This is a genomic window from Rhodospirillaceae bacterium, from assembly GCA_016712715.1.
Classification (GTDB): domain Bacteria; phylum Pseudomonadota; class Alphaproteobacteria; order Dongiales; family Dongiaceae; genus Dongia.
The window spans coordinates 262,131-285,497 of sequence record JADJQM010000003.1; the positions used below are offsets into that span (position 1 = coordinate 262,131).

Here is a 23,367-nt window from a genome sequence, read left to right on the forward strand (position 1 = left end):
CGATCGGTGCGGTGCCCCAAAGCCGGCCGCAGGCCGTCTCAGTGAGGAGGTCCAGGGACCATGAATCCATTGGAAAAAGTTTTGCCATTGCCAAACATCGCGCCGGCCCGGACGATGCGTGTCTTTATCCGCGACCTGGTCCTGCCCTGCAGCATCGGCATCCACCAGCATGAGCGCCTAGCGCAGCAGCGGGTGCAGATCAATGTCGAACTGACGTGCCTCGAGCACCCGGCGATCAACGACGATGTCGACAATGTGGTCTGCTATGCGACCGCCGTCATGGGGATCAAGGCCGTGGTCGCGGACGGGCATATCAACCTGGTCGAAACCCTGGCCGACCGGGTTGCGGATGTGTGCCTTGCCGACCACCGGGTGCTCAATGCCAAGATCCGAATCGACAAGCTCGACGTGTTCAAGGAGGCCTTCAGCGTGGGGGTGGAAATCGAGCGCAGCCGGGCTGGACGATAGGCTGGGCCGGAACGCGAAATTTTGCCCGCCGAGGAGTCGGAAAATTCCTGACCGATTCACCAAAAGTTAAACCTTTCAGGACTCTACCGACCGATTCCTGAGCCAAGTTGTTCACAACGGCTTGCCCGAGTCCGATGGCCCCAGAAGAGTCAAGACTGAATTCCATTCGTGACGATGATGTTGCAAGTCGCGCCATATAAATCTCGTGATTACAGATACTTATATTTTTTGCCTAATTTTTGAGCAGACGCAGGGAAAGCCTGATTCCACGACCAGTCGGAGAAAGCTACCGGCGATATCGACAGACTTATCCACAGAAATGGTGGATATCCCTGAAGTTACTTGAGCGGCGCTGCCATGCTAGCTTCCGGGCTCCGGAGCCGGGCCTTGGAACATCCCTTGGAAGCGGCAAATCCGGTCCCTAATTATCCGTTCTATGACAAGCCGATGGGCATGATTGACGATCCAGAACATCCACATCCGGGCGAGGCGGATCTCGACGACCTGGAGACGCCCGGCGAGGGCACGCCGCGCCCGCGCGGCATCAGCCGGCTCGCCCATGGCGCCGCCATCATCAAGGCCAAGGTGCGTAACCTGCCCGCCGCGCCCGGCTGCTACCGGATGATTTCGGCCAGCGGCGAAGTGCTCTATGTCGGCAAGGCCAAGGACCTCCGGAAGCGGGTCACCAACTACACGCTGCCCAACCGGCAGCCCAACCGCACCCAGCGCATGATCGCCGAAACGGCGACCATGGAGTTCGTCACGACCCATACCGAGGTCGAGGCGCTGCTGCTGGAAGCCAATCTCATCAAGCGCTACCGCCCACGCTTCAATGTGCTGCTGCGGGACGACAAGAGCTTTCCCTATATCCTGATCACGGCCGACCATCCGGCGCCGCAGATCACCAAGCATCGCGGGGCGCGCAACCGGCCGGGCCAGTATTTCGGACCGTTTGCCTCGGCCGGCGCCGTCAACCGGACGATCGTCGCCTTGCAGCGAGCGTTCCTGCTCCGGCCCTGCTCGGATTCGATCTTCGCCAGCCGCACGCGACCGTGCCTCCAGTACCAGATCAAGCGCTGCTCGGCGCCCTGCGTCAGCCGCATCACGCCGGAGGCCTATGCCGAACTGGTCGAGGAGGCGCGCGACTTCCTCACGGGCAAGAGCGACAAGGTCAAGCAGCGCCTGGGCGCCGAGATGCAGAAGGCATCGGACGCGCTTGAGTTCGAACATGCCGCCAAGCTGCGCGACCGGCTGCAGGCCTTCGCCCTCATCCAGAGCCGCCAGGACATTTACCTGGAAGGCGTCGAGGAGGCCGATATCGTCGCCGCCTATCATGAAAGCGGGCATAGCTGCATCCAGGTGTTCTTCTTCCGCAACCACGGCAATTACGGCAACCGCGCCTATTTTCCGGCCCATGACAAGACCACCGAGCCGCCGGAGATCCTGGCGGCGTTCCTGGCGCAGTTCTATGAGAACAAGACGCCGCCGCGCCTCATCCTGGTCAACGAGATGCCAGCGGAGATCGATCTCCTCACCGAGGCGCTGAGCTTGCGCGCCGGGCGCAAGGTCGAAATCCTGGCACCGCAGCGCGGCGACAAACGGAAGCCGGTCGAACATGCCATGGCCAATGCCAAGGAAGCGCTGGCGCGGCGCATGGCGGAGAGTGCATCCCAAGCCAAGTTGATGCTGGGGATGGCCGATATTTTTGGTCTGGAGGCGCCGCCCAAGCGGATCGAGGTTTATGACAACAGCCATATCTCGGGCACCAATGCCTATGGCTGCATGATCGTGGCCGGGCCCGACGGCTTCATGAAGAACCAGTATCGCAAGTTCAGCATCAAGCCCGCCAATGAGGAGGCCGGCGAAGCGCCGATCGAGCCCGGCGATGACTACGCCATGATGCGCCAGGTGCTCACCCGCCGCTTCACGCGGGCGCTGAAGGAAGATCCGGACGATACCCATGCGACCTGGCCGGATCTGGTGCTGATCGACGGTGGCCAGGGACAGCTCAGCGTCACCATGGAGGTGTTCGCCGAGCTCGGCATCGACGATGTGGCGGTGGCGGCCATCGCTAAGGGCCCGGACCGCAATGCCGGGCGCGAGCGCTTCTTCATGCCGGGGCGCGAACCGTTCGGCCTCGACCCCAAGCATCCGGTGCTCTATTACCTGCAGCGCCTGCGCGACGAGGCGCACCGTTTCGCCATCGGGACTCACCGCGCCAAAAGGTCGAGCGATATCGCCAAATCGCCGCTCGACGATGTGGCCGGCATCGGCGCCAAGCGCAAGAAGGCGCTGCTCATGCATTTTGGCTCGGCGCGCGCCGTGGCGCAGGCGGGGCTCACCGACCTCGCCTCGGTACCCGGTATCTCGGAAACGGTGGCAAAGGTGATCTACGATCATTTCCACCAGAGCTGATCGGGCCGTCTTACCGCGGGATGCTGTTTGAGAGGGTGTTGATCACCAGAACGCCGCCCAGGATCATGGCGAGACCGAGCACAGCCCAGAAATCCAGTTTCTGGCCAAAGGCGACATAGCCGATACCGGCAATCAGCACGATGCCAAAGCCGCACCAGACGGCATAGGCGATGCCGATCGGGATGACCTTGAGGGCGAGGCCGAGGAAATAGAAGGTGCCCACATAGCAGACGATCGTGCCCAGCGTGGGCCATAGGCGGGTGAAACCGTCCGCCTGTTTGAGGAGGCTGGTGGCGATCACCTCGAAGACAATGGCCAGCATCAGGTGAATCAGGTGCATTTGTTCCAACTTTCCCCGTTATGGCAGCGCAACATATCGCAGGCCTGCACCCGGCCCTAGCGCCGTGATCACCTTCCTGCGATGCAACTGGGCCATGCGCCGGGCCCCTGTGACAGGGGAACACGTTCCTGCTATGGTCCGGCATCCCATCGGATTCCAGTCTGTTGCGAAAGTCGCCATGCCGAACATTGCCAATATCCTGACCCTGTCGCGGATCGCCTCCATCCCGCTGATCGCCGCCCTGCTGTTTTTCGAGCAGCCCGTGTTCCGCTGGACGGCGCTGGTGCTCTATGCAGTCGCCTGCATCACCGATTTCTTCGACGGCTATATCGCGCGCCGCATGGACCAGGTCTCGGCGCTGGGCCGGTTCCTCGATCCCATCGCCGACAAGCTGGTGGTGGGGGCCATCCTGATGGCGATGACGGCGACGCAGCAGATCGACGGCTGGTCGGTGCTGCCGGCCCTCATCATCATGTGCCGCGAGATCATGGTCTCGGGCCTCCGCGAATATCTGGCAACGCTCAAAATCGGCGTGCCGGTGACGCTGCTGGCCAAATGGAAGACCACCCTTCAGATGGTGGCCCTGGGATTCCTCATCGTCGGCGATGCCGGTCCCGGCTGGCTGCCGGTGACGCTGATCGGCGATGCACTGCTGTGGATCGCGGCGGTGCTCACCGTCATGACGGGCTATGACTATCTACGCGTCGGCATCAAGCACATGGCAGACGGGCAGCAGACCTAGTGTCGTCGATCAATTCCGGTGAGCTGGCGACGACCATGCGCATCCTTGGCATCGCTGGCTGGAGTGGCGCCGGCAAGACGACGCTGCTGGCCAAGCTCATTCCCGAACTGACCGGGCGCGGCATCCGTCTTTCCACCCTGAAACACGCCCATCATGGCTTCGACGTCGATACGCCGGGCAAGGATTCCTATGTCCACCGCGCGGCAGGCGCCACCGAGGTGATGGTGACGTCGGGCAAACGCTGGGCCCTGATGCACGAACTGCGCGAGGAAGCCGAGCCGGATGTCGCCGACCTCGTCCGCCACATGACGCCGGTCGATCTGCTGCTGATCGAAGGCTTCAAGCGGCAGCCCCATGACAAGGTTGAAATCTTCCGCGCCGCCAACGGCAAGCCGCTGCTGTCGGCGAGCGATCCCACCTATGTCGCCATCCTGAGCGATGCGCCGCTGCCGGAGGCGCATCTGCCGGTGATCGACCTAAACGATATCGGTGCCATCGCCGATTTCATCGTCGCGCATTGCCGTCTGAATCCGCCCCGGACGGTTTGACGATGATCACGCCTGCCGGGAAAAAGCTGGTGGCGACGCTCGGCGCAAAGCTGGCACCGCTCGGCCCGTTTCTGGCGCGGCCGATGTTCGGCGGTTTCGGCCTATACATCGATGGGTTGATCTTCGGCATCATGGCCTTGGACCAGGTGTACCCTCAAGGTCGACGACCAGAACCGCGCCGCGTTCAGCGCCGCCGGCAGCGAGCCGTTCAGCTTTGAAACGGCCCGGGGCGAGACTACCATCACCAGCTATTGGCGCTGTCCCGATGCGGTTCTGGGCGATGCGACGAAGCTGTAACTGTGGGTAACCGGCGCGCTGGCCGCCAGCCGTCGCAAGCAACTGAAGAAGCCGGCACGCAATAAGGCCGCCCCCAAGAAGGCTGCCACCAAGAAGATTGGCCGCAAGAAGACTGCTGGCAAGCCAACGCGACAACGCAACCCGTTCCAGTGAGCCGCGCCGATTCCCTTCGCACAGGTCTCGCCCTGTGCGCTGCGCTGCTGGCCAACATGGCGTGCTTCAGCGTGTTCGCGGCCCTGCTGCCGACCCTGCAGGCGGCCTGGCGCCTTTCCAACACCGAAGCCGGCATCATCGAAGGCGCCTTCCTGATCGGCTATCTGGCGTCGGTGCCGTTCCTGGTTGCGATGACCGATCGGCGCGATGCGCGCGCCATCTATCTCGTCTCCACGCTCCTCGCCGTGCTCGGCAATCTCGGGACGGCGATTTTGGGCGACGGCGTCTGGACGGGCGTGGTGACACGGCTCATCGCCGGCATGGGCCTCGCCGGCACCTTCATGCCTGGCCTCAAACTGCTGACCGAGCGCCTGAGCGGCATCGGCGGCAACCGTGCCATTGCGTTCTACATGGCGACCTTCAGCCTAGGTGCCAGCCTCTCCACCATCCTTGCCGGTGCAGTCGGCCATCGCTTCGGCTGGCAGGCGCCGTCTTACGTGGCCGGCGCCCTCGGGCTGCTGGCGATCCCGCTCGTCCTCGGCAACACCCGGGCGCAGGCCAAGCCACCGGGCGCGTATCAACCGCTGTGGCGGCGCCTGGCGATCGCCTGGCGCAACGAGACCGCCCGCGGCTATTCCCTCGCCTATGGCCTTCATATGTGGGAGCTCTACGGCTTTCGTTCCTGGCTGATCGCCTTTCTGGTCATGGCCACCACCGGCACGGTCGGCGCCTCGGCGGATACCAGCCTCACAACTTGGGGCGGACTTGTCCTTGTCCTGGGCTTGCCGGCCAGCATCATCGGCAACGAGATCGCGCTGCGCATCGGCCGGCACCGCTGGCTGACCTTCATCATGCCCGCCTCGGCCGCCTTGAGCCTGGTCATCGGCTGGAGTGTCGATTGGCCGCTGGCCGCTGTCCTGGCGCTGCTCGCCCTCTATACCGTGACGGTCAGCGCCGACAGCGCCACCCTCACGGCCGGTGCCGTCGAAAGCGCGCCCGCGGAACTCAAAGGAGCCACCATGGCGCTCCATACCCTCATCGGCTTCACCGGGGCGTCGCTGGGACCACTTGCCGCAGGCGGGCTCCTCGACCTGTTCGGCGCCGATACGCGGCTGGGCTGGGTCATCGCCTTTGCCGCCATGGGACTTGTCGCGGGCTTTGGCCCAAGCCTGATCCGGCGCCCTTCCTAACAGCGCCGAAAATCGCTAGAACGGGGCAATATCATTGATCTGATGAGGGAGACCCGATTATGGCGAAGAAGCCGGCGACGCGCGTTGAAAGCGATTCCATGGGCCCGATCGAGGTGCCAGCGGACAAGCTGTGGGGCGCCCAGACCCAGCGCAGCTTGCAGAATTTCAAGATCGGCGGCCAGCGCATGCCGGTTGGCGTCATCCGCGCCTTCGGCACGCTGAAACAGGCGGCGGCGCTTGCCAACATGAAGCTCGGCAAGCTCGACAAAAAGCTCGGCAAAGCGATCGTCGTGGCGGCGGGCGAAGTTTCCGACGGAATCCTCGATGATCATTTCCCGCTGGTGGTGTGGCAGACCGGCTCCGGCACCCAGACCAACATGAACGTCAACGAGGTGCTGGCCAACCGCGCCATCGAAATGCTGGGCGGCAAGCGCGGCGACAAGAAGCCGATTCATCCCAACGACCAGGTCAATTACGGCCAGTCGTCGAATGACAGCTTTCCGACCGCCATGCATATCGCGGCCGTGCACCAGATCGCCAACGAGGTGGTGCCGGCTCTCGATCACCTCGCCGATGCCCTGGAACATAAGACCAAGGAATTCTCGAAGATCATCAAGATCGGCCGCACGCATCTCCAGGATGCGACGCCCGTGACACTGGGCCAGGAATTCTCGGCCTATGCCGCGCAGATCCGCTTCGGCATCGACCGCATCATGGCGACCGCCCCGCGCCTTCTCTCGGTCCCGCAGGGTGGCACCGCGGTCGGCACCGGCCTCAATGCCGCCAAGGGCTTCGACAAGGCGTTCGCCGCGGAACTCGCCAAGCTCACGGGGCAGAAATACAAATCGGCCGCCAACAAGTTCGAAGGCATGGCGGCCCATGACGTGTTCGTCGAAATTTCCGGGGTCTACAACGTCATCGCCGTCTCGCTGATGAAGATCGCCAACGACATCCGGCTGCTGGGTTCCGGTCCGCGCTCGGGCATTTCCGAGATCAACCTGCCGGAGAACGAGCCGGGCTCATCGATCATGCCGGGCAAGGTCAACCCGACCCAGGCGGAAGCCATGACCATGGTCTGCGCGCAGATCATGGGCAACAATGTCGCGGTGACCGTGGCTGGCTCCAACGGCCATCTCGAGCTCAACGTGTTCAAGCCGGTGATCATTCACAACGTGCTGCAATCGGGCCAATTGATCGCCGACGCGGCACTGAGCTTCACCGACAATTGCGTCGTCGGCATCACGCCCAACCTGCCGCGCATCCAGCAATCGCTGGAACAGTCGCTGATGCTGGTGACGGCGCTCAACACCCATATCGGCTATGACAATGCCGCGAAGGTGGCGAAGAAGGCGCACAAGGAAGGCACCAGCCTCAAGGAAGCGGCTCTGGCGCTGAAGCTGCTCACCGCCGAACAGTTCGACAAATGGGTCCGCCCGCAGGACATGCTCGGGCCGAAGTGAGAGCGAGGCTGACAGCCCCTCACCCCAACCCCTCTCCCCGCAAGCGGGGCGAGGGCCTTAAGGCGGAACTCGCTGGAAGCTCCCTCGCCCCGCGACAGCGGGGAGAGGGTTGGGGTGAGGGGTCGATTGCTTGACCTCGCCCACCGCCCTCAAGAAACGCTCCGTCAACATCGCGGGACACAGCACGTCCGTGACGCTGGAGCAGGCTTTCTGGCAGGCGCTGAAGGAAATCGCCGAAACACGGCGAAGCTCGGTCGCGGCGATCATCGCCGAAATTGACCGGGCGCGCGGGGAGGATCCCGGCGCGCCCAATCTTTCCAGTGCCATTCGCGTCTTCGTCCTCACCACCGTGCAAGGTCGCTGACGCGCCGCGCGTTACTGCGCCGGCGCGGCACCCGGCTCAGCACCTTCGGCCGGCGGCAGGAGTTCCTCCACCGGTGCCGCAGGTTCAGCCGGGGCAGCTTCCGCCGGGGCTGGAGCGGGTTCAACGACCGCGCCAGGTTCTGCAGCGGGCACTTCCTCGATAGGCGCCGGGGCAGCCTCCGCCGGAGCCGCTTCCGCCGGAGCCGCTTCCACAGGTGCCACGTCCGCAGGGGCCGCTTCCGCGGGAGCTGCTTCAGCAGGAGCAGCTTCGGCTGGTACTGCTTCCGCGGGGGCCGCCTCGGCCGGAGCTGCTTCCGCAGGGGCAACCTCCGCCGGCAATGCCTCGGCTGGCACGGCGCCGGGTTCCGGGGCGATTTCCGCCGGAACTGCCTCGGCCGGCGCAACCGTGCCTGGTTCGGCCGCAGCCGGTGCCGCTTCCTGCTTCTTCTGGCCACCCAGCAGATCGCCCACACCCGGGACCTGGTCGAGCAGACCGCCCGCCGGGGCCGCAGCCGCCCCGGGTTCGCCCGTCGCATCCGTGCCGGTGGTGCCGCCGAGGCCGGGGATGGTGCCGATCCCAGGGATTGCGCCGACGCCCGGCAGATTGAGCCCCGGTACCAGACCGCCGGCCGCACCCGCCGCACCGGCAGCGCCGGTGCCGGAGAAAGCCGGCGTCGGGCTATTCACCGGGCCGGTGAGGTTGATGCTCATGAACGCCTGCTCCGCCTGCTGGCCGAACAGGTCGACCAGCATGTTGATTGCCCAGGCACCGAGATCGACCTGACCCTTGGCAGCCCCCCGCGCCTTGGGGTTGGTGAAGGCGAAGTCCTGGGTGTCGAGCACGCCCTGGGCAACGTCGAAAGTGCCTGAGAGCTGGTTGTCGACGCCCATATAGGAGCCGATGACACCGTTGATGCTGTCGGCGACACCCTTCACCTGCTTCACCTTCTGACCCAGGATGCCGAGCAGCGCCGAGCCTACCTGCTGCTCGACCTTGCCGATGATCATCATGGTGCCGCCGAGATCGCCCTTGCCGGTCAAGGACCGCACGATCGCCGCCTGGCTTTCGCCGGCACCGGTGAGATCGAGATTGAGCGAGAGCGGACCTTTGATCTGATTGCCGGCGATGCCGCCACCCAGCAATTGGCCGAGCTGAATCTTGTCGACCGCGATCTTGGCGGCGACCTGCGGTGTCGTCCGCGCATCGACCGAGGTGCCCGAGAGATTGAAGGCACCGCCATAGATATTGCCAGTGAGCGTGCTGATGTTGAGCACGCCGTCCTTCACGGTGAGCTTGGCAACGATGTTGTCGATGCGCTGGTCGGGCAGGATGAGCGAGTCAGCCTTGAAGTCGACATCGGCATCCTGGCCCTTCAAGGCCGAGAGATCGAGCGGCTCATTGGACCAGGGCGAGCCGCTGGGATTGGTTGTCGTCGTCGGCACCCCGGCCTTGCCGGAACTCGGCGCCATGAATGGTACCAGGTTGACGGTGCCGCCAGCGAGGTTGGCCTTGATCATCGGCTTGGCGCCGGTGGCGTCGTAATCGGCGTCACCAGTGAGGCTGGAATCGCCCCATTTGAAATCCAGCCCGCTCACCGCTGCCTTTTTTGTGGTGCCGCTGGCCTTGGCCTGCAGGGCCAAGGGGCCGGCCTTGGTACCGGAACTGGGCATGTCGGCCAGCGCCAGCAACTGGGTGAACTCCGGATGATTGGCCTGCAAGGCGATGTCGAAAGCCATCGGCTCGGCCTTCGCCTTGATGTTGCCGACCACTTTCGCCGTGGCACCCGCGGCCTGGAGACCGAGGTCGAGGTTGAGATCGTCCGCCCCGCCCTTGAGCGAGCCCTTGGCGGCCAATGCCCCCATCGCCTGCGCCTTGGGACCGGCGAGCCCCGCGAGCTGCAGCAACGGTGCCGGCCGGTCGGCGCGGAGGTCGAGCGTGGTGTCGACGATCGGTGTCCCGGAGATGCCGGTGATCTTGCCCGAAAGCTTGCCCGCGCCACCGATACCGGCCAGGGTCAGGTCGACATCATAGGCAAGATCGTCAGTGCCACTTTGCGCATTGCCCTTGAAACTGACGGAACCCAGATTGTCAGCGGCCTTCAGCTGGGTCGCCTTGTCGCCCTCGCCGCCACCCAGCGCGACCAGCGGCGCCAGCTTGTCGATCTTGATGTCGAACACGGAATTGACGCGCGGGATGCCGCCGGCGAGCAGGCCAGCCGCACCACCCTTGGCGGTGCCATCGAGGCCAATGCCGCTCATCTTCATGGCGACGTCATAGGAGACCTCGTCACCACCGCCCGATGCCTTGCCCTTGAGCGAGAGCGCACCGAGCTTGCCGGCGGGTTCGGCGCCAGCCATCTGCGCCAGTTTGTTGGCGTCCTTCGCCGTCACATCGAAATCGAGATCGAAGCGCGGATTGCCCTTCAACTCGACGATTTGCCCCTTGATGGCACCCTTGCCGCCCATGAGGTCGCCCACCGAGAGATCCTCGATGGTGAGCACGCCGGCCGCGAGACCGACCAGGGCATGGAGCTTCTTGATCTGCTGGTCGTTGAGGGTGAGTGCACCGGCCCGAAGCTCGATGTTGGCGTCGAGATCGCCCAGCGGCGCCAGCGCCTTCAATGGATTGCCGCCGACCTCGGCCGGCTTGCTGGTGGTGTCGGCCGCTGGTGCTTCGCTCTTTTTCGGCAGGTAGCCGTCGAGATTCATCTGGTCGACCGAAAGGCCGACACCGAAGGCCATGCGCTGGCGCTTCTTGCCGTCGGGCAGGGCCACGGTGACGCCACCCGCAATCTTGGTGGAATCGAGTTTCGCTGCGAGGTCGGAGAGCGCCACCTGGGTGGGCGTGAAAGTGACGCGGCTGTTGAGCGCAAAGGCGCGCAGGCGATCGCCTGGCACGGAATCAACCGCCCCCTTGGCAAAGGCGTCGATAAGGGCCCGCAGATTGCCGGAGTTCATGTCGAGCCCGCCGGAGAAGGCCGGCTGGCCTTCCTGTGCTTGCAACGTGCCGCCGAGCTTGACCTTGGTGGCGCCGGGCAGCTGCGCCGACAGTTCCGTGAGATTGAGCTTGGCATCGGCAAGCGCCGCGACGACCTTCACCTGGTCGATGGCGTTGCCTTGCACGATGACTTGGTCGATCGTGACCGTCGCATTGGCATTGATGCCGGCCGGCAAGGAGAAGGTACCGGGTGCTGGCGCGGTATCCACACTCGCAGCGGGCGCTGCCTCGGTCGTCGCAGCCTTGGCCGGCATCAGCTTGTCAAGATCAAGCCGCCCCATGGCGAGATTGGCGTCGACGGTGGTGACCTCGCCCATCTTGGCGGCGACCGAGCCCTTGGCTGTCATGTCGCCGAGGCTCGCGGTGAAATTCCTGAGGTCCGCCGCACTCTTGCCGGCGACGATATCGCCGTCGAGGGCGAATGCCTGAGCGAGCGGCCCGTCTTCCGCCTTTCCGCCGGAGAGGACCGCGATCAGCTTGGCGACGGAATCGCCCTTGCCTGTGAGCTTGCCGGTGACGATCGGCTGGTCCGCTGTCTCTGCGGCCTTGAGGTCGGCATTGCCCGAGAAGCCGACTGTGGCGCCGGCCTCCTCGATCTTCAGCGTGAGGTTGATCGGCATGGGTTGCGCCGGATCAAGGCGCCCCACATCGACATCGAAGCCGAGCGGCATGCCCATCGCGGTGACACCACCGGTCGCCTTGAACGGTCCTTGCAGGCTGCCCAGGGCGAGATCGACGTTCAGATTTTCGACGCGCTGTTCGCTCGCGGTGATGAGGTCACGGTAGACCAGCGTGCCGTCGGTGATGCTGGCGCCTTCGATCGAGAGGTCGAAATTGCTGCCTCTTGCCGCATTCGGATCGGGTGTCGAGCTCGTCGCGGCGTCGGCAGCACCAGCGGGCGGCGTGATCTCCCAATTGCCTTTGCCGTCGGGAAGCTTCTCCAGCACGATGGTGGGCTTCACCAGTTCGATGCTCTTGATCTCCGCCTTGCCGGAGAGGAGCGGCATCAAGGCCACCTTCACCTTGACCTTGTCGATCTCGGCCATGTTGGCGGCGGAGCCTTCGGCGGCATTGCAGAACTTGATGCCCTCGACCGAAACCGAGGGGATGGGCAGGAGCGAGAGCGAGATGTCGCCGTCGATGACCAGGTCGCGGCCGGTCGCTTCCTTGGCCTTCTCCGCGATCAGCCCCTTATAGGTGTTGAGGTTGATGAAGAAAGGGGCAACCAGCAACAGCACGATGATGAGGCCGAGGATGCCCCCGCCAATTTTCAGTGCTTTTTTCATGGCATCGATCTCCCGGTCCTTGGCCCTGCGCCGTCGCCCGGACGATGGGCGGCAACGACGGCGAAATTATGTGGGGCTGCTTGAACGCCAGCCCGCTTGGGGCCATTATCGCCTCTGGAGCGAAGCCGGGGCAAGGTTCGAATGACCCGCCTTCTTGACAGTTCCGTGAGGTCAAATTGGCCGAAATCATCAATCTAAACCGCGCGAAGAAAGCCAAGGCACGCGACTCGGAGGAAAGGCTGGCCGCCGAGAATCGCGTCCGCTTCGGTCGGACCAAGGTCGAGAAGGCCAATGACCGGCGCGAAATGGCGCGGCGCGAGCAACTCCTCGCCGGCAAAGAACTGACGGCGCCGAGAGATTCCGGCGAGAAGGAATGAAGGTCTAGAGATAGGCCTGCTGCAATCCGACGCCGATGATGGCGGCTGCCACCATTGCCGCCAGGGCGGCAATGCTCCAGACCGCGAAAGAGCCGCCCGCCCGCAGGATGAAGATGCTCTTCACCAGCGTGTTCGATGCTACCGCCAGCAGGATCGCGATGACGGGGCCAGTGAGATCACCGCCCCCTTCGATACCGCGCGCGACCGAAAGCGTGATGGCATCAACATCGGCGAGGCCCGAGATTCCCGCCAGCACATAAAGGCCGGTCGCGCCGAACTTGTCGCTGAGGAAGCGCTCCAGGACGAGGATCACGGCCAGCAGCAAGGCGAATTTGATCGCCTGGCTGAGTTCGAACGGGTTGGCGAAAGTGATCGTCTCGGCGCCCATCTCGCTACGCCGGGCCTGATACCAGATGACGGCGACGAAGCCCGCAGCGGCGGACGTCGCGAGGCCCAGAGGTAATGCCAGTGCCAGGGCAAGTGGAGGCGCCAGGACAGCAGAGAGGATCACGACGCGCGCCGCCATGATCGCATTGGCAAGGATGGCACCGGCGGCGAGCATGCGGCCGTGCAAGGGTTTGTCGCTGGCCAGCTTGGCGAAGGTCATTGTGGTCGCGGTCGAGGACACCATGCCGCCGAAGAAACCGGTGGCCAGCACGCCGATCGCTGCCCCCAGCGCGCGGATGGCGAAGTAACCGATGAAAGACATGGCGGAGATCATCACCACCATGAGCCAGGTCGAGCGCGGGTTGAGCGCCTGATAGGGGCCGTAGCCCTGATCCGGCAGTACCGGCAGGATGACCAGCGAGATCACCAGGAAGCGCACGGTTGCCTTGAGCTCCGCCTCGGTCAGCTTGCCGACCAGCCCATGCAGCACCGGCTTGGCATAAAGCAGCGCCACCACGATGACGGCGCAGGCAACCGCGAGTTCAATGGCACCGGTCGTCGCTAGCATGCCCAGGAGCGCGGTGACGATCGCCGCCACCAAGGTCGTCAAATCCTCTGACAGCAGGGCTGTGCCGGCCTTCCCCGATGCGCGGCGGTCGCCGACCAGCAGGGCGGCCAGGGAAAGAAGGGCTGCTGGCGCTACCCACGGTCCCAGGCTGCTTTGCAATGTGCCCGCAAGGCCGCCGAGCAGCCCCATGAAACCGAAGGTCCGAATGCCGATGCGCGCATGGTCGTCATCGCCCTGCTTGCGCCATTCGCGCTCTAGGCCGATCAGCAGGCCGATGGCCAGCGCGACGATCAGTTCGGTGGCGAGGCGCAAGTCGAAATGGCTGAAATCGAAATCGACACTTCCCACCACCGATCCGGCACCGGCTTGTTCAGCCTCCATCGGACGACCTGCCTAGGAGCGGCGACGGCGGCGCGGCCGCATGCCGGCCGGCAGCGCGCCAGTGGCTCCCGAACCAGCGGCAAGCGGGCCGGCGGCCTTGGAGAACAGAGCGAGCGGATTGGGCAGGCGATCGAACATCGCGCGCAGCTGGCCTTTGATCTGCGGGATCTTCATCACTTCGCCGATGCGGCGGTCGAGGAAGGCCCAGGTGGCCGCATGGCCATCGCTCTTGTCGTTGAGCCAATAAAGCAAGGTCGCCGAGTAGACCGCGGCGAGCAGCGCGCTTGGTGTAGAAGCTGAAATCGGTCGACTTGTCGCCGATCGCCAGCCAGATCGCATCCACCGTGCCATAGAGCAGTTTGGGGCCGAGCGGCGCATTCTCCGGCAGCAGCAGGAAAGAAAGGCCCGAGCGGATCGCCTCGCGCTGCCCAGCGACGAGTTCCAGTCGCAAGCGCACCGCGCGGGTGATGCGGTCTCGTATCTTGCCGCCGGCAATATCCTCTTTCGTCATGGCATTGATCATCAGGGCGTCATTGCGCTGGTGATTGTAGGCGAGCAATTCGGCCATGCCGCCGGGAAAGGCATTGAGTGCGCGCGGCAGGTCGATGCCGCAATCGGCGGAACCGGCGCGGAACGCGGCATCGGTCCAGCCGTCGAACGGGACATGGGGCATGACGGCCTCAACCAGCCTGTCGCGATCATCCTGCCAGTCATAGGCCTTCGCTGGTTCGCTGCGCGCTTCTGTCGCGGTTACGGGATTCACGGGCACACTCCAAAGCAAACATCGATCGGATGGCAGGCGGTCCACATCCCCGCCCATTGCTGGCCGCAGTCTGCCACGGACTGTCCCGGATAGCCACATCGGGGTCACCGCGCGGCACGCGGCACGCCATGTGTGAAGGGGTTCACAGGTAGCCAGAACCGTTGCGGCGCCGGCCTCGACAGATCGGGCATGGGCAAGACGCTCATGAATGCAACCCGATAGGACAGGAGCTCAATCATGAACAAGCAGTTGACCGCTATTGCCGCCGTCGCTTCGCTCGTCGGCATCCTTGCTTTTGCCGGCCATGCCGCCGCCGCCAACGACCGCAATTATACCTGCAAGAAAGGCAGCATCACCGTGAAGTCGGTGACGCCCTGTTATGTCACCAGCTATGGCATCAGAGTGCCAGGCAGCCATAAATCGGTCGAGAGCGGTAACAAGAAAGGCGACTCCCCGAAGGACCAGCAAGGTGGTTTCAAGGGGCCGAAGGACCTCAAGGACAAGCCGAAGGGCGGTGGCTTCAACGGCAAGGGACCGCAGGACATAAAGTCCTGACCAATGCCCGATCAGGCGGGGCGGCCCAGCGCCGCCCCGCAGGCCTGTGAATTGCTTCACAAGCTGCCTCGCAGTCGCGCGCTATCTCCAGGTCATGCCCAGCGCACAACAGAGCGCCGGGCAGGGGAATGAACCCCATATTCGACAGGAGACAAGAAAATGACCTTGCGACTTTCACTGCTCAGCGCCGCTGCCATCACAGCACTTTTGGCGCAGAACACCGCCCAGGCCGACAGCTATGCCTTTTCGTCCTGCGTTCGTGGCACGCTGGACAGCTTCCTCTGCTCAGTCAGGACCAATGCCGATCTCGGGACGTCACGCAGTGTGGGCGACGGTGATCACGATGGGGGTGGCGACAAGGAGAATGCCGGCGATAACGGGAAGGATCGCGGCAACGGCAATGGCGGCGCCAGTGGTGGCAACGGTGGTGGCAACGATGGTGGTGGTGGTGGCGAAGGTGGCGGCGACTGATTGTCGCCACGCCCTCACCCCGAGGGCCTTCGACCGGGCGCGGGTGGCAGCGATGCCGCCCGCACCGTTTTTGTCAGAAGCAGATCGCTCAGTCCGCGGCCTCCTTGTCCTCATAGCGGCGCAGTTCCTCGACGAAGCCGAGGCTGGTCATGTCGCGCATGCGCATCGGATAGAGAATTCCGTCGAGATGATCGCATTCATGCTGCACCACCCGGGCATGGAACCCCGAGGCCTCGCGCTCGATGACCGTCCCGTTGGGGGCGAGGGCCCGGTAGCGGATGCGCCTGAAGCGCGGCACGGTCCCGGCCAGGCCGGGCACCGAGAGGCAGGCCTCCAGCCCATCGACCATCTCGTCGTCCAGGGGCGTGATTTCGGGATTGATCAGGGCCGTCAGGGGAATGCCGGCTGGCGGGGCGCCCTCTGTCTGGTCTTCGGCGGCGAGTCTGGCGCCGGGGACGTGGAAGATCACCACCCGCAGCGGCATATGCACCTGGGGAGCCGCGAGGCCAGCCCCACCGATATCCGCCAAGGTATCTACCATGTCATTGATAAGTTTATGAATTTCTGGGCTGGTCGGGTCCGCAACGGGGTCGGCGATCCGTTTCAGGACCGGATGTCCCATGCGGGCTATTTTGAGGATGGCCATCGGCGCTTCTTTCGCTATTTGGAAGGAATATGGCCATAAAACAGGGGTTTAGGAAGTCCCCAGCCAATGCCTTCCTGATGCGGCGGGGCTTCACAAGCCGAATTGGCTGTGGTAGAGCATCGCCCGAGACGGGCTTCCAGCTGGGCAGCCCGAGAGAATTCTTCGTTTTTAGTGTTACTCCATTCGGCGAAAGGAGCCGTGGCAAACCGTGCAAGTTCTCGTCCGTGACAACAATGTCGATCAGGCACTGCGTGCGCTCAAGAAAAAGATGCAGCGCGAGGGAATCTTCCGGGAAATGAAGATGCGTCGTAACTATGAGAAGCCGTCCGAGCGCAAGGCGCGCGAATCGGCTGAGGCGGTGCGTCGTTACCGGAAGCTGATGCGCAAGCGCATGGAGCGCGAGGGCTTCTAGTCCCGCCTTCCCGGCAGCCATCAACCGCTGCCGCTTCGACGAGAGAACGCATTTTGCTGTCGCCCTGCCGGTCCTGCCGGCGGGGCGATGACTTTTATGGCGACTTTTTGTCGCTGCCCGGAAGCCTGATTCCGGCACCGGTTAGCTGGTTCTTCATCTGTGTCAGGTATAACCGGCCCTCGACCCGAATAGGAATATGCAGGACCGCACCCTTGATGCAAGGATGCCGCCCGCGGAGACCTTCCAGGGGAACATGATGGCGGACGCGGATACCGAGGTGCCGGATTGGCTGGCCAAGGCAAGTGACCATGTTCAGGCGCTTTACCTCTATTGGCGCACAAAATGCCGTGACGGGCGCTTGCCGCGGCGCATCGACATAGACCCGACTGAAATCCCGAAGCTGCTGCCCTATCTCACCATCGTGGAGGTGGTGGAGGATGAGCGCCGCTACGTTTATCGCCTGGTCGGCACCAAGGAAGTCGAGATACGCGGCCAGGACCCGACCGGAAAATCGGTGGCCGAGGCCTATTACGGACCCTCCGTCGAGGAAGCACACAGCTTCTACAATCAGGTCGTAGCGAGCGCCCGCCCGGTCTATGACGATTCGCCGTTCGTCGGTCCCGATGGGCGCTACAAAGATGACGAGATGCTGTTCCTGCCGCTGGCCGAAGATGGCCGCAAGGTCTCGCGCATTCTGCTGATCACACGCAGCTCGTTGACGCCGGATTTCGCGTGATGGCCGGGCCTGCATCGCCGGAGGATGGAACTGGCGACCCTGCGACCCAGAGGATTGAATCCGCGCTGACCGACGAACCCGTCTGGTTGGCCAAGGCGGGCGCGCAGATTCAGCACATGTATCGCTATTGGCGCGGCAAGGCACGAGATGGCCGATTGCCACGGCGCGCCGATATCGACCCAGCGGATATTCCCCGCCTCCTGTCGCATCTGATGATCGTCGAGGTGGTCGATGATGCGAGGCGCTATGTCTATCGCCTGGTCGGCACCAAGGAAGTCGAGATGCGCGGGCGTGATCCCACCGGCCTCTCCGTGATCGATGGTTTTCTCGGGCCATCGCTTGAAGATGCACTATCGATGTATGACGGCACCGTCCGCTTGCGCACACCGCAATATGACGACAAGCCCTATGTCTCGACCAACGGTCGCTGGGTCAGCGACGAAACCCTGTTCCTGCCCTTGTCGGATGATGGCGCGCGCATCAACCGCATCCTGGTCTTTGCCGCCACTGAACCCTATCGCAAGCCAACCAGGCGCCCCTAGCGGAGCCAGACTTCGATCAGCTGCAGCGACAGGGGCGCACAGTCCAGCCGCGCCCTCACCCCTAGCGGCAGCACAAATTGCGGATCGGTATGGCCGAAATCCATGTTGGCGATGATCGGCAGGTCCGGCCTTCCATATTCGCCGCCGATGATGGCGACCAATGCCGCCTCCAGCGCCAGCTTGTCTTCATCGCTGTAGCGGGCGGCGCGGCCCACCAGCAGGCCGGCGACCTGGTCCCAGATCCCGAGCGCACCATAGCTGCGCAGGATCCGCGAGACCGTCTCGACCGACGGTGCCTCCTCGGAGGTTTCCAGGAACAGGAGCTTGCCCACCCAGAAATCGGCTGGCGGCCAAAAATTCGTCTCGCGCACCATCTCCAGCACCTCGAGGCAGCCGCCGAAGAGGACGCCATCGACGCTCCCCTGCCCTTGCAGCAGCCGCCAGCCTTCATGGGGCCGCAGCGTGTTGACCTGGCCGGCCTTGGTTGCATGGCGCCAGTCCGGATATCCGTCGGTGTATTGCGCATAGGGGCGATAGTCGTGGCCCTGTGCTGCCACGAACAGCATGTGCCGGACATGGGCGGCGTAATCCGGCAGGGCCGCCATCTGCGCAAAGCCCGCCATGACCGAAGGGCCGTGCAGGGTCACAAGGCCGTGCAAGGCGCAGAACAGGTGCAAGGTAGTGGTGTCGGAATAGCCGAGCAGGATCTTGGGATGGGCGGCGATCACCGCGGCGTCGAGATAAGGCAGGATGCGCACGCTGTCATTGCCGCCGATCGAGGCGATGATGGCCTTGATGTCCGGATCGGCGAAGGCGCGGTTGATGTCGGCCGCGCGCAGCTCCGGATGCGCCGCAAGCTCGGCTGCCGGCATGCGCGCCGTGGGGTATTCGACAACACGCAGGCCCCAGGCCTCCAGCAGATGAATGCCCAGATCATAGATGTGCGGAAACACGCTCGGCCCGCCCCAGGACGGCGAGACGATGGCAACGGCATCGTCGATGTGCAGGCGCTCGGATTTCAGCCGGTTCATCCGGCCAGTGTCTCAGGCCTGGCCGAGGTAAACAAGCCGGTGCCGAGGCCCGCGAAGGTTTCATACATGCGCCGCTGCAGCCAGGGGAACTGATCGATGAGCGGCATGGCGAGATCGCGGAGATCGGCCAGCAACCGGGCATCCGACTGGAAGAGCGGCGTCAGCAGCCGGCTCATCATCTGATAGAAGCGGATATGGCGCGCGCGGGCATCTGCATAGGCGCGCTGCGCGGCAGGGAGATCCGGCGCGCGCTGCAAGGCATCGGTGAGGGTCGCAGCATCCAGCATCGCCATGGTGACGCCGGCCCCCAGTTGCGGGCTGGTCGAATGCGCCGCATCGCCAATAAAGACGATGCCGCTGGCAAAGGGGTTGCGCAGGGTGAATTGCGCGTAGCGCGCCAGGGCGAAGGGCGTGAAGTCGGCTGTTCCGTGCAGCAAGGCGGCGGCTTCCGGCCAGATCGTTGTCACGCGGTCGCGCCATTGTTCGAAGCCACCGGCAAGCAGCGCGCCATGATCCTGCGGCTTCAGGCTCCAGAACAAGGTGACCAGCGGCGTGGTGTCGTCCGGTAGATGCCCGACCGGCAGCACGCCCACCATGTGGCGCGCCGCGACATAGCGTTGCACGAGGATGTCGCGCGCAAAGTCCGTATTGGGGAGGCTTGCCCAAATGGCGCCATAGCGATAGGGGCTGGGAGCCGCCACGGCACCGGCCAAACGGCGCAGATGTGAATTGACCCCGCTGGCATCGACGATGAGATCGGCGGCCGGCAACGCGCGGCCATCTTGGCTCACCGGTTGCACACGACCACCGGCAAGGTGCATGACATCGGTAATCTCGGTCGCGGTTTCAAGCGGAATGCCGCGCGCCTTCGCCGCCTTCAGCAGAACGGCAAAGAGCGACGCGCGGTGGATGCCGAGACCGTAGAGATCGTCGCGCAAGGCGGTGTAGTCGACCTCGACCAGCTTCCGCCAATCCGGCGCCGTCCAGCCGCGAAAGCGCGTGATGCGGGAGCCAAGCGCCTCGACCTCGGCACGGCAGCCGATGCGCTCCAGCGCCAGCAGGCCGGCAGGCTGGAGCATGAGGCCGGCCCCCACCGGCCGGGCCTCGGCAAAGCGTTCATAGATGATGGGCCGGTGGCCGGCATCGGCCAAAAAACAAGCGGCTGCGAGACCTGCCGGTCCGCAGCCGCTGATGGTAATCTCAAGAGGTCGCAAGAGCGTACTTAGTGCCCGAAGGCCTTCACCACGTCCTCGCACATCTTCTTGGCATCCCCGAACAGCATCATGGTGTTGGGGCGGAAGAACAGCTCGTTCTCGACGCCGGCATAGCCCGTGGCCATCGAGCGCTTGATGAAGAGCACGGTCTTCGCCTGCTCGACGTCGAGGATCGGCATGCCGTAGATCGGACTCTTGGGGTCGGTCTTGGCGGCCGGGTTGGTGACGTCATTGGCGCCGATGACGAAGGCCACGTCCGCCTGCGCGAAGTCGCGGTTGATGTCCTCGAGCTCGAACACCTCGTCATAAGGCACGTTGGCTTCAGCGAGCAGCACGTTCATATGTCCCGGCATGCGGCCCGCCACCGGATGGATGGCGTAGGTGACTTTGACGCCCTCCTTCTTCAGAAGATCGGCCATTTCGCGCAAGGCATGCTGTGCCTGTGCCACCGCCATGCCGTAACCCGGCACGATGATGACGCTGGCCGCATTCTTCATGATGAAGGCCGCATCATCGGCACTGCCGGCCTTGACCGGACGGTCGGCGGCCTTCGCGCCACCCGCCGCTGCCGCACCACCGGAATCGGTGCCGAAGCCGCCTAAGATGACGTTGAAGATCGAGCGGTTCATGCCCTTGCACATGATGTAGCTGAGGATGGCGCCGGACGAGCCCACCAGCGCGCCCGTCACGATGAGGAGCGGATTGGAGAGGGTGAAGCCGATGCCGCAAGCTGCCCAGCCGGAGTAGGAGTTCAGCATCGAGACCACGACCGGCATGTCGGCGCCGCCGATGGGGAGGATCACCAGGAAGCCCAGCACCAGCGAGACCACCACCAGTGCCCAGAACAAGGGCTGCGACTGGCCAAGGATGAGGGCCACGATCAGCGCCACGATGGCGATGCCGAGGGCCGCGTTGAGGAAATGCTGGCCCTTGAACACGAGCGGTGCGCCGGAGACCAGTCCCTGCAGCTTGGCGAAGGCGACCACCGAGCCGGTGAAGGTGATGGCACCGATGGCAACACCGAGGCCCATTTCAATAAGCGAGCCCGGATGAATGTCGCCGGGCGTACCGATGTGGAACTCGGCCGGCGCATAGAAAGCGGCACCAGCCACGGCGACGGCGGCAAGGCCCACGAGACTGTGGAAAGCCGCAACCAGCTGCGGCAGGGCCGTCATCTGGATGCGCTGGGCAATGACCGCGCCGACGGCGCCACCGATCGCCAGCGCCACGATGATGCCGACAAAGGACGAGCCAGCGACGCTGGGCAACGCCAGGGTCGTGCCAATCGCAATCACCATGCCGACGATGCCGTAGCGCAGGCCACCCTGCGAGGTGGCGGGGCTGGAGAGCCCGCGCAGGGACATGATGAAGCAGACCGAGGCGATGAGATAGAGGAAGGCGGCGAGATTCTGGCTCACTTACTTGCCCCCCTGCTTCGGCGTTTCTTTTTTCTTGAACATCGAGAGCATGCGGTAGGTCACGAGGAATCCGCCGAAGATGTTGACCGCGGCCAGCGCCACGGCAACGAGCCCCATGCCCTGGCTGATCCCGAAGGCCGCCGCCCCCGAGGCAATGAGGGCGCCCACGATGATCACCGAGGAGATGGCGTTGGTGACGGCCATCAGCGGCGAGTGCAAGGCGGGTGTGACGCGCCACACCACGTAATAGCCGACGAAGCAGGCCAGCACGAAGACGGTGAAGAGCTGCACGAAAGGTATGTGGTCAGCAGGCGCCAGAGCAGCGGCGACATCGGCGACCGTTGTTGTCTCATCCATGGCAATATCCCCTAGCCTTGAAAGTTGGGATGGATCACCTGGCCGCCCTTGGTGAGGGCGACGCCTTTGACGATCTCATCTTCCCAATTGATCTTGAGCTGCTTGCTGTCCTTGTCGATCAGGAGTGTGACGAAGTTCAGCAGGTTCTTGGCGTAGAGCGCCGTGGAATCGGCTGAGAGGCGGCTCGGCACATTGGCGTGGCCGACCAGCTTCACGCCGTGTTTCTCGACCACCTTGCCCAGTTCCGAGAGCGGGCAATTGCCGCCCTGCTCCACCGCGAGGTCGACGATGACCGAGCCCGGCTTCATCGACTTGACCATGTCCTCGGTCACGAGCACCGGCGCCTTGCGGCCCGGGATGAGCGCCGTGGTGATGACGATGTCTTGCTTCTTGATGTGGTCGGCGACGAGCGCGGCCTGCTTGGCCTGATATGCTTCCGACATGGGCTTGGCGTAGCCGGCGGTCGTCTCGGCCTGCTTGAACTCGTCATCCTCGACCGCAACAAAGGTGGCGCCGAGGCTCTTCACCTGCTCCTTGGAAGCGGGCCGCACGTCTGTTGCCGACACGATGGCACCGAGACGCCTGGCGGTCGCGATCGCCTGCAGCCCGGCAACACCGGCACCCATCACAAGGACGCGCGCGGGCGCCACGGTACCGGCCGCCGTCATCATCATCGGGAAGGCACGGTTGAATTCCGCCGCCGCGTCAATGACCGCCTTGTAGCCGGCGAGATTGGCCTGGGACGAGAGCACATCCATCGACTGGGCGCGGCTAATGCGCGGGACCAGCTCCATGGCCATCGCATCGACGCCGGCCGCGGCATAGGCAGCCACCTGTTCCTTGGCGCCGTGGGGATTGAGGATGGCGATGAGCGTCGTGCCCTTGGGCAATTGCGCCAGCTCATCGGCACCCTCGGCGGCGGTCATTGGCCGCTGCACCTTGAGGATGACATCGGCGCCCGCAACGGTCGCCGCGGCATCGGCCGCGATCCTGGCGCCCGCGGCTTCGAAGGCGGCGTCAGAGATCGAGGCGGCGACACCGGCCCCGGCCTCGACCACCACCTCGGCACCCAGGCCGATATACTTCTTCACCGTTTCCGGCGTGGCCGCGCAGCGCTTTTCATGCGCGCGCCGTTCCTTCAGGATGCCGATCTTCATGCGCTCCCCAATCTTCTTCTGGATCTAAACCGTTGAACCGGCTGAATTAATCTATGAGAATCGGGACCAGCGCCCGAGCTGCGTCCCCCACC

23 protein-coding genes and 2 pseudogenes are annotated in these 23,367 nt (G+C 64.1%); 15 read left to right on the plus strand and 10 right to left on the minus strand.

Translation table 11 applies throughout. The features are described 5' to 3' along the window. The first annotated feature begins 60 nt into the window (after positions 1-60). Together IPK59_19015 and uvrC are read left to right on the plus strand one after the other, a co-directional pair. A complete protein-coding gene (locus IPK59_19015) occupies positions 61-468 on the plus strand; it encodes a dihydroneopterin aldolase (protein MBK8160758.1) in 408 nt (135 codons plus the stop codon). 447 nt (positions 469-915) lie between these two features. Then, positions 916-2,883 (plus strand): excinuclease ABC subunit UvrC, encoded by a 1,968-nt coding sequence (gene uvrC, locus IPK59_19020; protein ID MBK8160759.1) that lies wholly within the window; start codon positions 916-918, stop codon positions 2,881-2,883. Between the two features lie 10 nt (positions 2,884-2,893). Here uvrC and IPK59_19025 read toward each other — a convergent pair whose 3' ends face one another. Next, entirely contained in the window at positions 2,894-3,223 is a 330-nt protein-coding gene (locus tag IPK59_19025; GenBank protein ID MBK8160760.1) for a QacE family quaternary ammonium compound efflux SMR transporter, read from the minus strand. 178 nt (positions 3,224-3,401) lie between these two features. Here IPK59_19025 and pgsA point away from each other — a divergent pair, with 178 nt between their 5' ends. From pgsA to IPK59_19060, 7 genes and pseudogenes are all read left to right on the plus strand, one after another. Then, on the plus strand, positions 3,402-3,965 hold the full coding sequence (gene pgsA / locus IPK59_19030) for a CDP-diacylglycerol--glycerol-3-phosphate 3-phosphatidyltransferase (GenBank protein ID MBK8160761.1): 564 nt from the start codon (positions 3,402-3,404) through the stop codon (positions 3,963-3,965). A gap of 35 nt (positions 3,966-4,000) precedes the next feature. Further along, positions 4,001-4,513: a molybdopterin-guanine dinucleotide biosynthesis protein B gene (mobB, locus tag IPK59_19035; protein ID MBK8160762.1), complete on the plus strand. Its 513-nt coding sequence runs from the start codon at positions 4,001-4,003 to the stop codon at positions 4,511-4,513. Between the two features lie 2 nt (positions 4,514-4,515). Continuing rightward, positions 4,516-4,731: a TfoX/Sxy family protein gene (locus IPK59_19040; GenBank protein ID MBK8160763.1), complete on the plus strand. Its 216-nt coding sequence runs from the start codon at positions 4,516-4,518 to the stop codon at positions 4,729-4,731. Beyond that, a pseudogene (locus IPK59_19045) lies at positions 4,658-4,810 on the plus strand (TfoX/Sxy family protein). Before IPK59_19040 ends, IPK59_19045 begins: the two are co-directional and overlap by 74 nt. A 149-nt stretch (positions 4,811-4,959) precedes the next feature. Next, entirely contained in the window at positions 4,960-6,153 is a 1,194-nt protein-coding gene (locus tag IPK59_19050; GenBank protein ID MBK8160764.1) for an MFS transporter, read from the plus strand. Between the two features lie 59 nt (positions 6,154-6,212). Continuing rightward, on the plus strand, positions 6,213-7,613 hold the full coding sequence (gene fumC, locus IPK59_19055; protein ID MBK8160765.1) for a class II fumarate hydratase: 1,401 nt from the start codon (positions 6,213-6,215) through the stop codon (positions 7,611-7,613). 130 nt (positions 7,614-7,743) lie between these two features. Then, positions 7,744-7,977, plus strand: a complete 234-nt coding sequence (locus tag IPK59_19060) for a ribbon-helix-helix domain-containing protein (GenBank protein MBK8160766.1) — start codon at positions 7,744-7,746, stop codon at positions 7,975-7,977. Between the two features lie 11 nt (positions 7,978-7,988). On the opposite strand, the gene IPK59_19065 is transcribed toward IPK59_19060, so the two are convergent. Next, entirely contained in the window at positions 7,989-12,260 is a 4,272-nt protein-coding gene (locus tag IPK59_19065; protein MBK8160767.1) for an AsmA family protein, read from the minus strand. A 176-nt stretch (positions 12,261-12,436) separates the two neighbouring features. On the opposite strand from IPK59_19065, the gene IPK59_19070 reads away from it, so the two are divergent. Beyond that, positions 12,437-12,637 (plus strand): DUF4169 family protein, encoded by a 201-nt coding sequence (locus IPK59_19070; GenBank protein ID MBK8160768.1) that lies wholly within the window; start codon positions 12,437-12,439, stop codon positions 12,635-12,637. Between the two features lie 4 nt (positions 12,638-12,641). On the opposite strand, the gene IPK59_19075 is transcribed toward IPK59_19070, so the two are convergent. Beyond that, positions 12,642-13,973 (minus strand): MgtC/SapB family protein, encoded by a 1,332-nt coding sequence (locus IPK59_19075; GenBank protein ID MBK8160769.1) that lies wholly within the window; start codon positions 13,971-13,973, stop codon positions 12,642-12,644. Positions 13,974-13,985: 12 nt separating this feature from the next. Then, a pseudogene (locus tag IPK59_19080) lies at positions 13,986-14,793 on the minus strand (COQ9 family protein). A 180-nt stretch (positions 14,794-14,973) separates the two neighbouring features. Here IPK59_19080 and IPK59_19085 point away from each other — a divergent pair. Both IPK59_19085 and IPK59_19090 read left to right on the plus strand, forming a co-directional pair. Beyond that, positions 14,974-15,291 (plus strand): hypothetical protein, encoded by a 318-nt coding sequence (locus tag IPK59_19085; GenBank protein MBK8160770.1) that lies wholly within the window; start codon positions 14,974-14,976, stop codon positions 15,289-15,291. 159 nt (positions 15,292-15,450) lie between these two features. Next, complete coding sequence (locus tag IPK59_19090) at positions 15,451-15,762, plus strand: hypothetical protein (protein MBK8160771.1); 312 nt, start codon at positions 15,451-15,453, stop codon at positions 15,760-15,762. An 88-nt stretch (positions 15,763-15,850) separates the two neighbouring features. Here the strand turns inward: IPK59_19090 and IPK59_19095 are convergent, their stop codons facing one another. Beyond that, on the minus strand, positions 15,851-16,408 hold the full coding sequence (locus IPK59_19095; protein MBK8160772.1) for a peptide deformylase: 558 nt from the start codon (positions 16,406-16,408) through the stop codon (positions 15,851-15,853). Positions 16,409-16,616: 208 nt separating this feature from the next. Between IPK59_19095 and IPK59_19100 the strand changes: the two genes are divergently transcribed. From IPK59_19100 to IPK59_19110, 3 genes are all read left to right on the plus strand, one after another. After that, positions 16,617-16,820 (plus strand): 30S ribosomal protein S21, encoded by a 204-nt coding sequence (locus IPK59_19100; protein MBK8160773.1) that lies wholly within the window; start codon positions 16,617-16,619, stop codon positions 16,818-16,820. A 256-nt stretch (positions 16,821-17,076) separates the two neighbouring features. Further along, positions 17,077-17,556 (plus strand): PAS domain-containing protein, encoded by a 480-nt coding sequence (locus IPK59_19105; protein MBK8160774.1) that lies wholly within the window; start codon positions 17,077-17,079, stop codon positions 17,554-17,556. Then, the gene (locus tag IPK59_19110) at positions 17,556-18,098 is read left to right on the plus strand and encodes a PAS domain-containing protein (protein ID MBK8160775.1); all 543 of its coding nucleotides are present in this window, start codon (positions 17,556-17,558) and stop codon (positions 18,096-18,098) included. The genes IPK59_19105 and IPK59_19110 overlap by 1 nt, the downstream gene beginning before the upstream one ends. Here the strand turns inward: IPK59_19110 and IPK59_19115 are convergent. The 5 genes from IPK59_19115 to IPK59_19135 are packed head-to-tail and all read right to left on the minus strand — an operon-like array spanning position 18,095 to position 23,275. Continuing rightward, positions 18,095-19,129, minus strand: a complete 1,035-nt coding sequence (locus IPK59_19115; protein MBK8160776.1) for an LD-carboxypeptidase — start codon at positions 19,127-19,129, stop codon at positions 18,095-18,097. The two genes, IPK59_19110 and IPK59_19115, sit on opposite strands and share 4 nt — an antisense overlap. Continuing rightward, positions 19,126-20,343 (minus strand): FAD-dependent monooxygenase, encoded by a 1,218-nt coding sequence (locus IPK59_19120; protein ID MBK8160777.1) that lies wholly within the window; start codon positions 20,341-20,343, stop codon positions 19,126-19,128. The genes IPK59_19115 and IPK59_19120 overlap by 4 nt, the downstream gene beginning before the upstream one ends. Before the next feature lie 8 nt (positions 20,344-20,351). Beyond that, the gene (locus IPK59_19125) at positions 20,352-21,761 is read right to left on the minus strand and encodes an NAD(P)(+) transhydrogenase (Re/Si-specific) subunit beta (protein ID MBK8160778.1); all 1,410 of its coding nucleotides are present in this window, start codon (positions 21,759-21,761) and stop codon (positions 20,352-20,354) included. Beyond that, positions 21,762-22,118, minus strand: coding sequence for an NAD(P) transhydrogenase subunit alpha (locus IPK59_19130; protein ID MBK8160779.1), 357 nt, complete (start codon positions 22,116-22,118; stop codon positions 21,762-21,764). Positions 22,119-22,129: 11 nt separating this feature from the next. After that, complete coding sequence (locus IPK59_19135) at positions 22,130-23,275, minus strand: Re/Si-specific NAD(P)(+) transhydrogenase subunit alpha (protein MBK8160780.1); 1,146 nt, start codon at positions 23,273-23,275, stop codon at positions 22,130-22,132. Positions 23,276-23,367 lie beyond the last annotated feature (92 nt).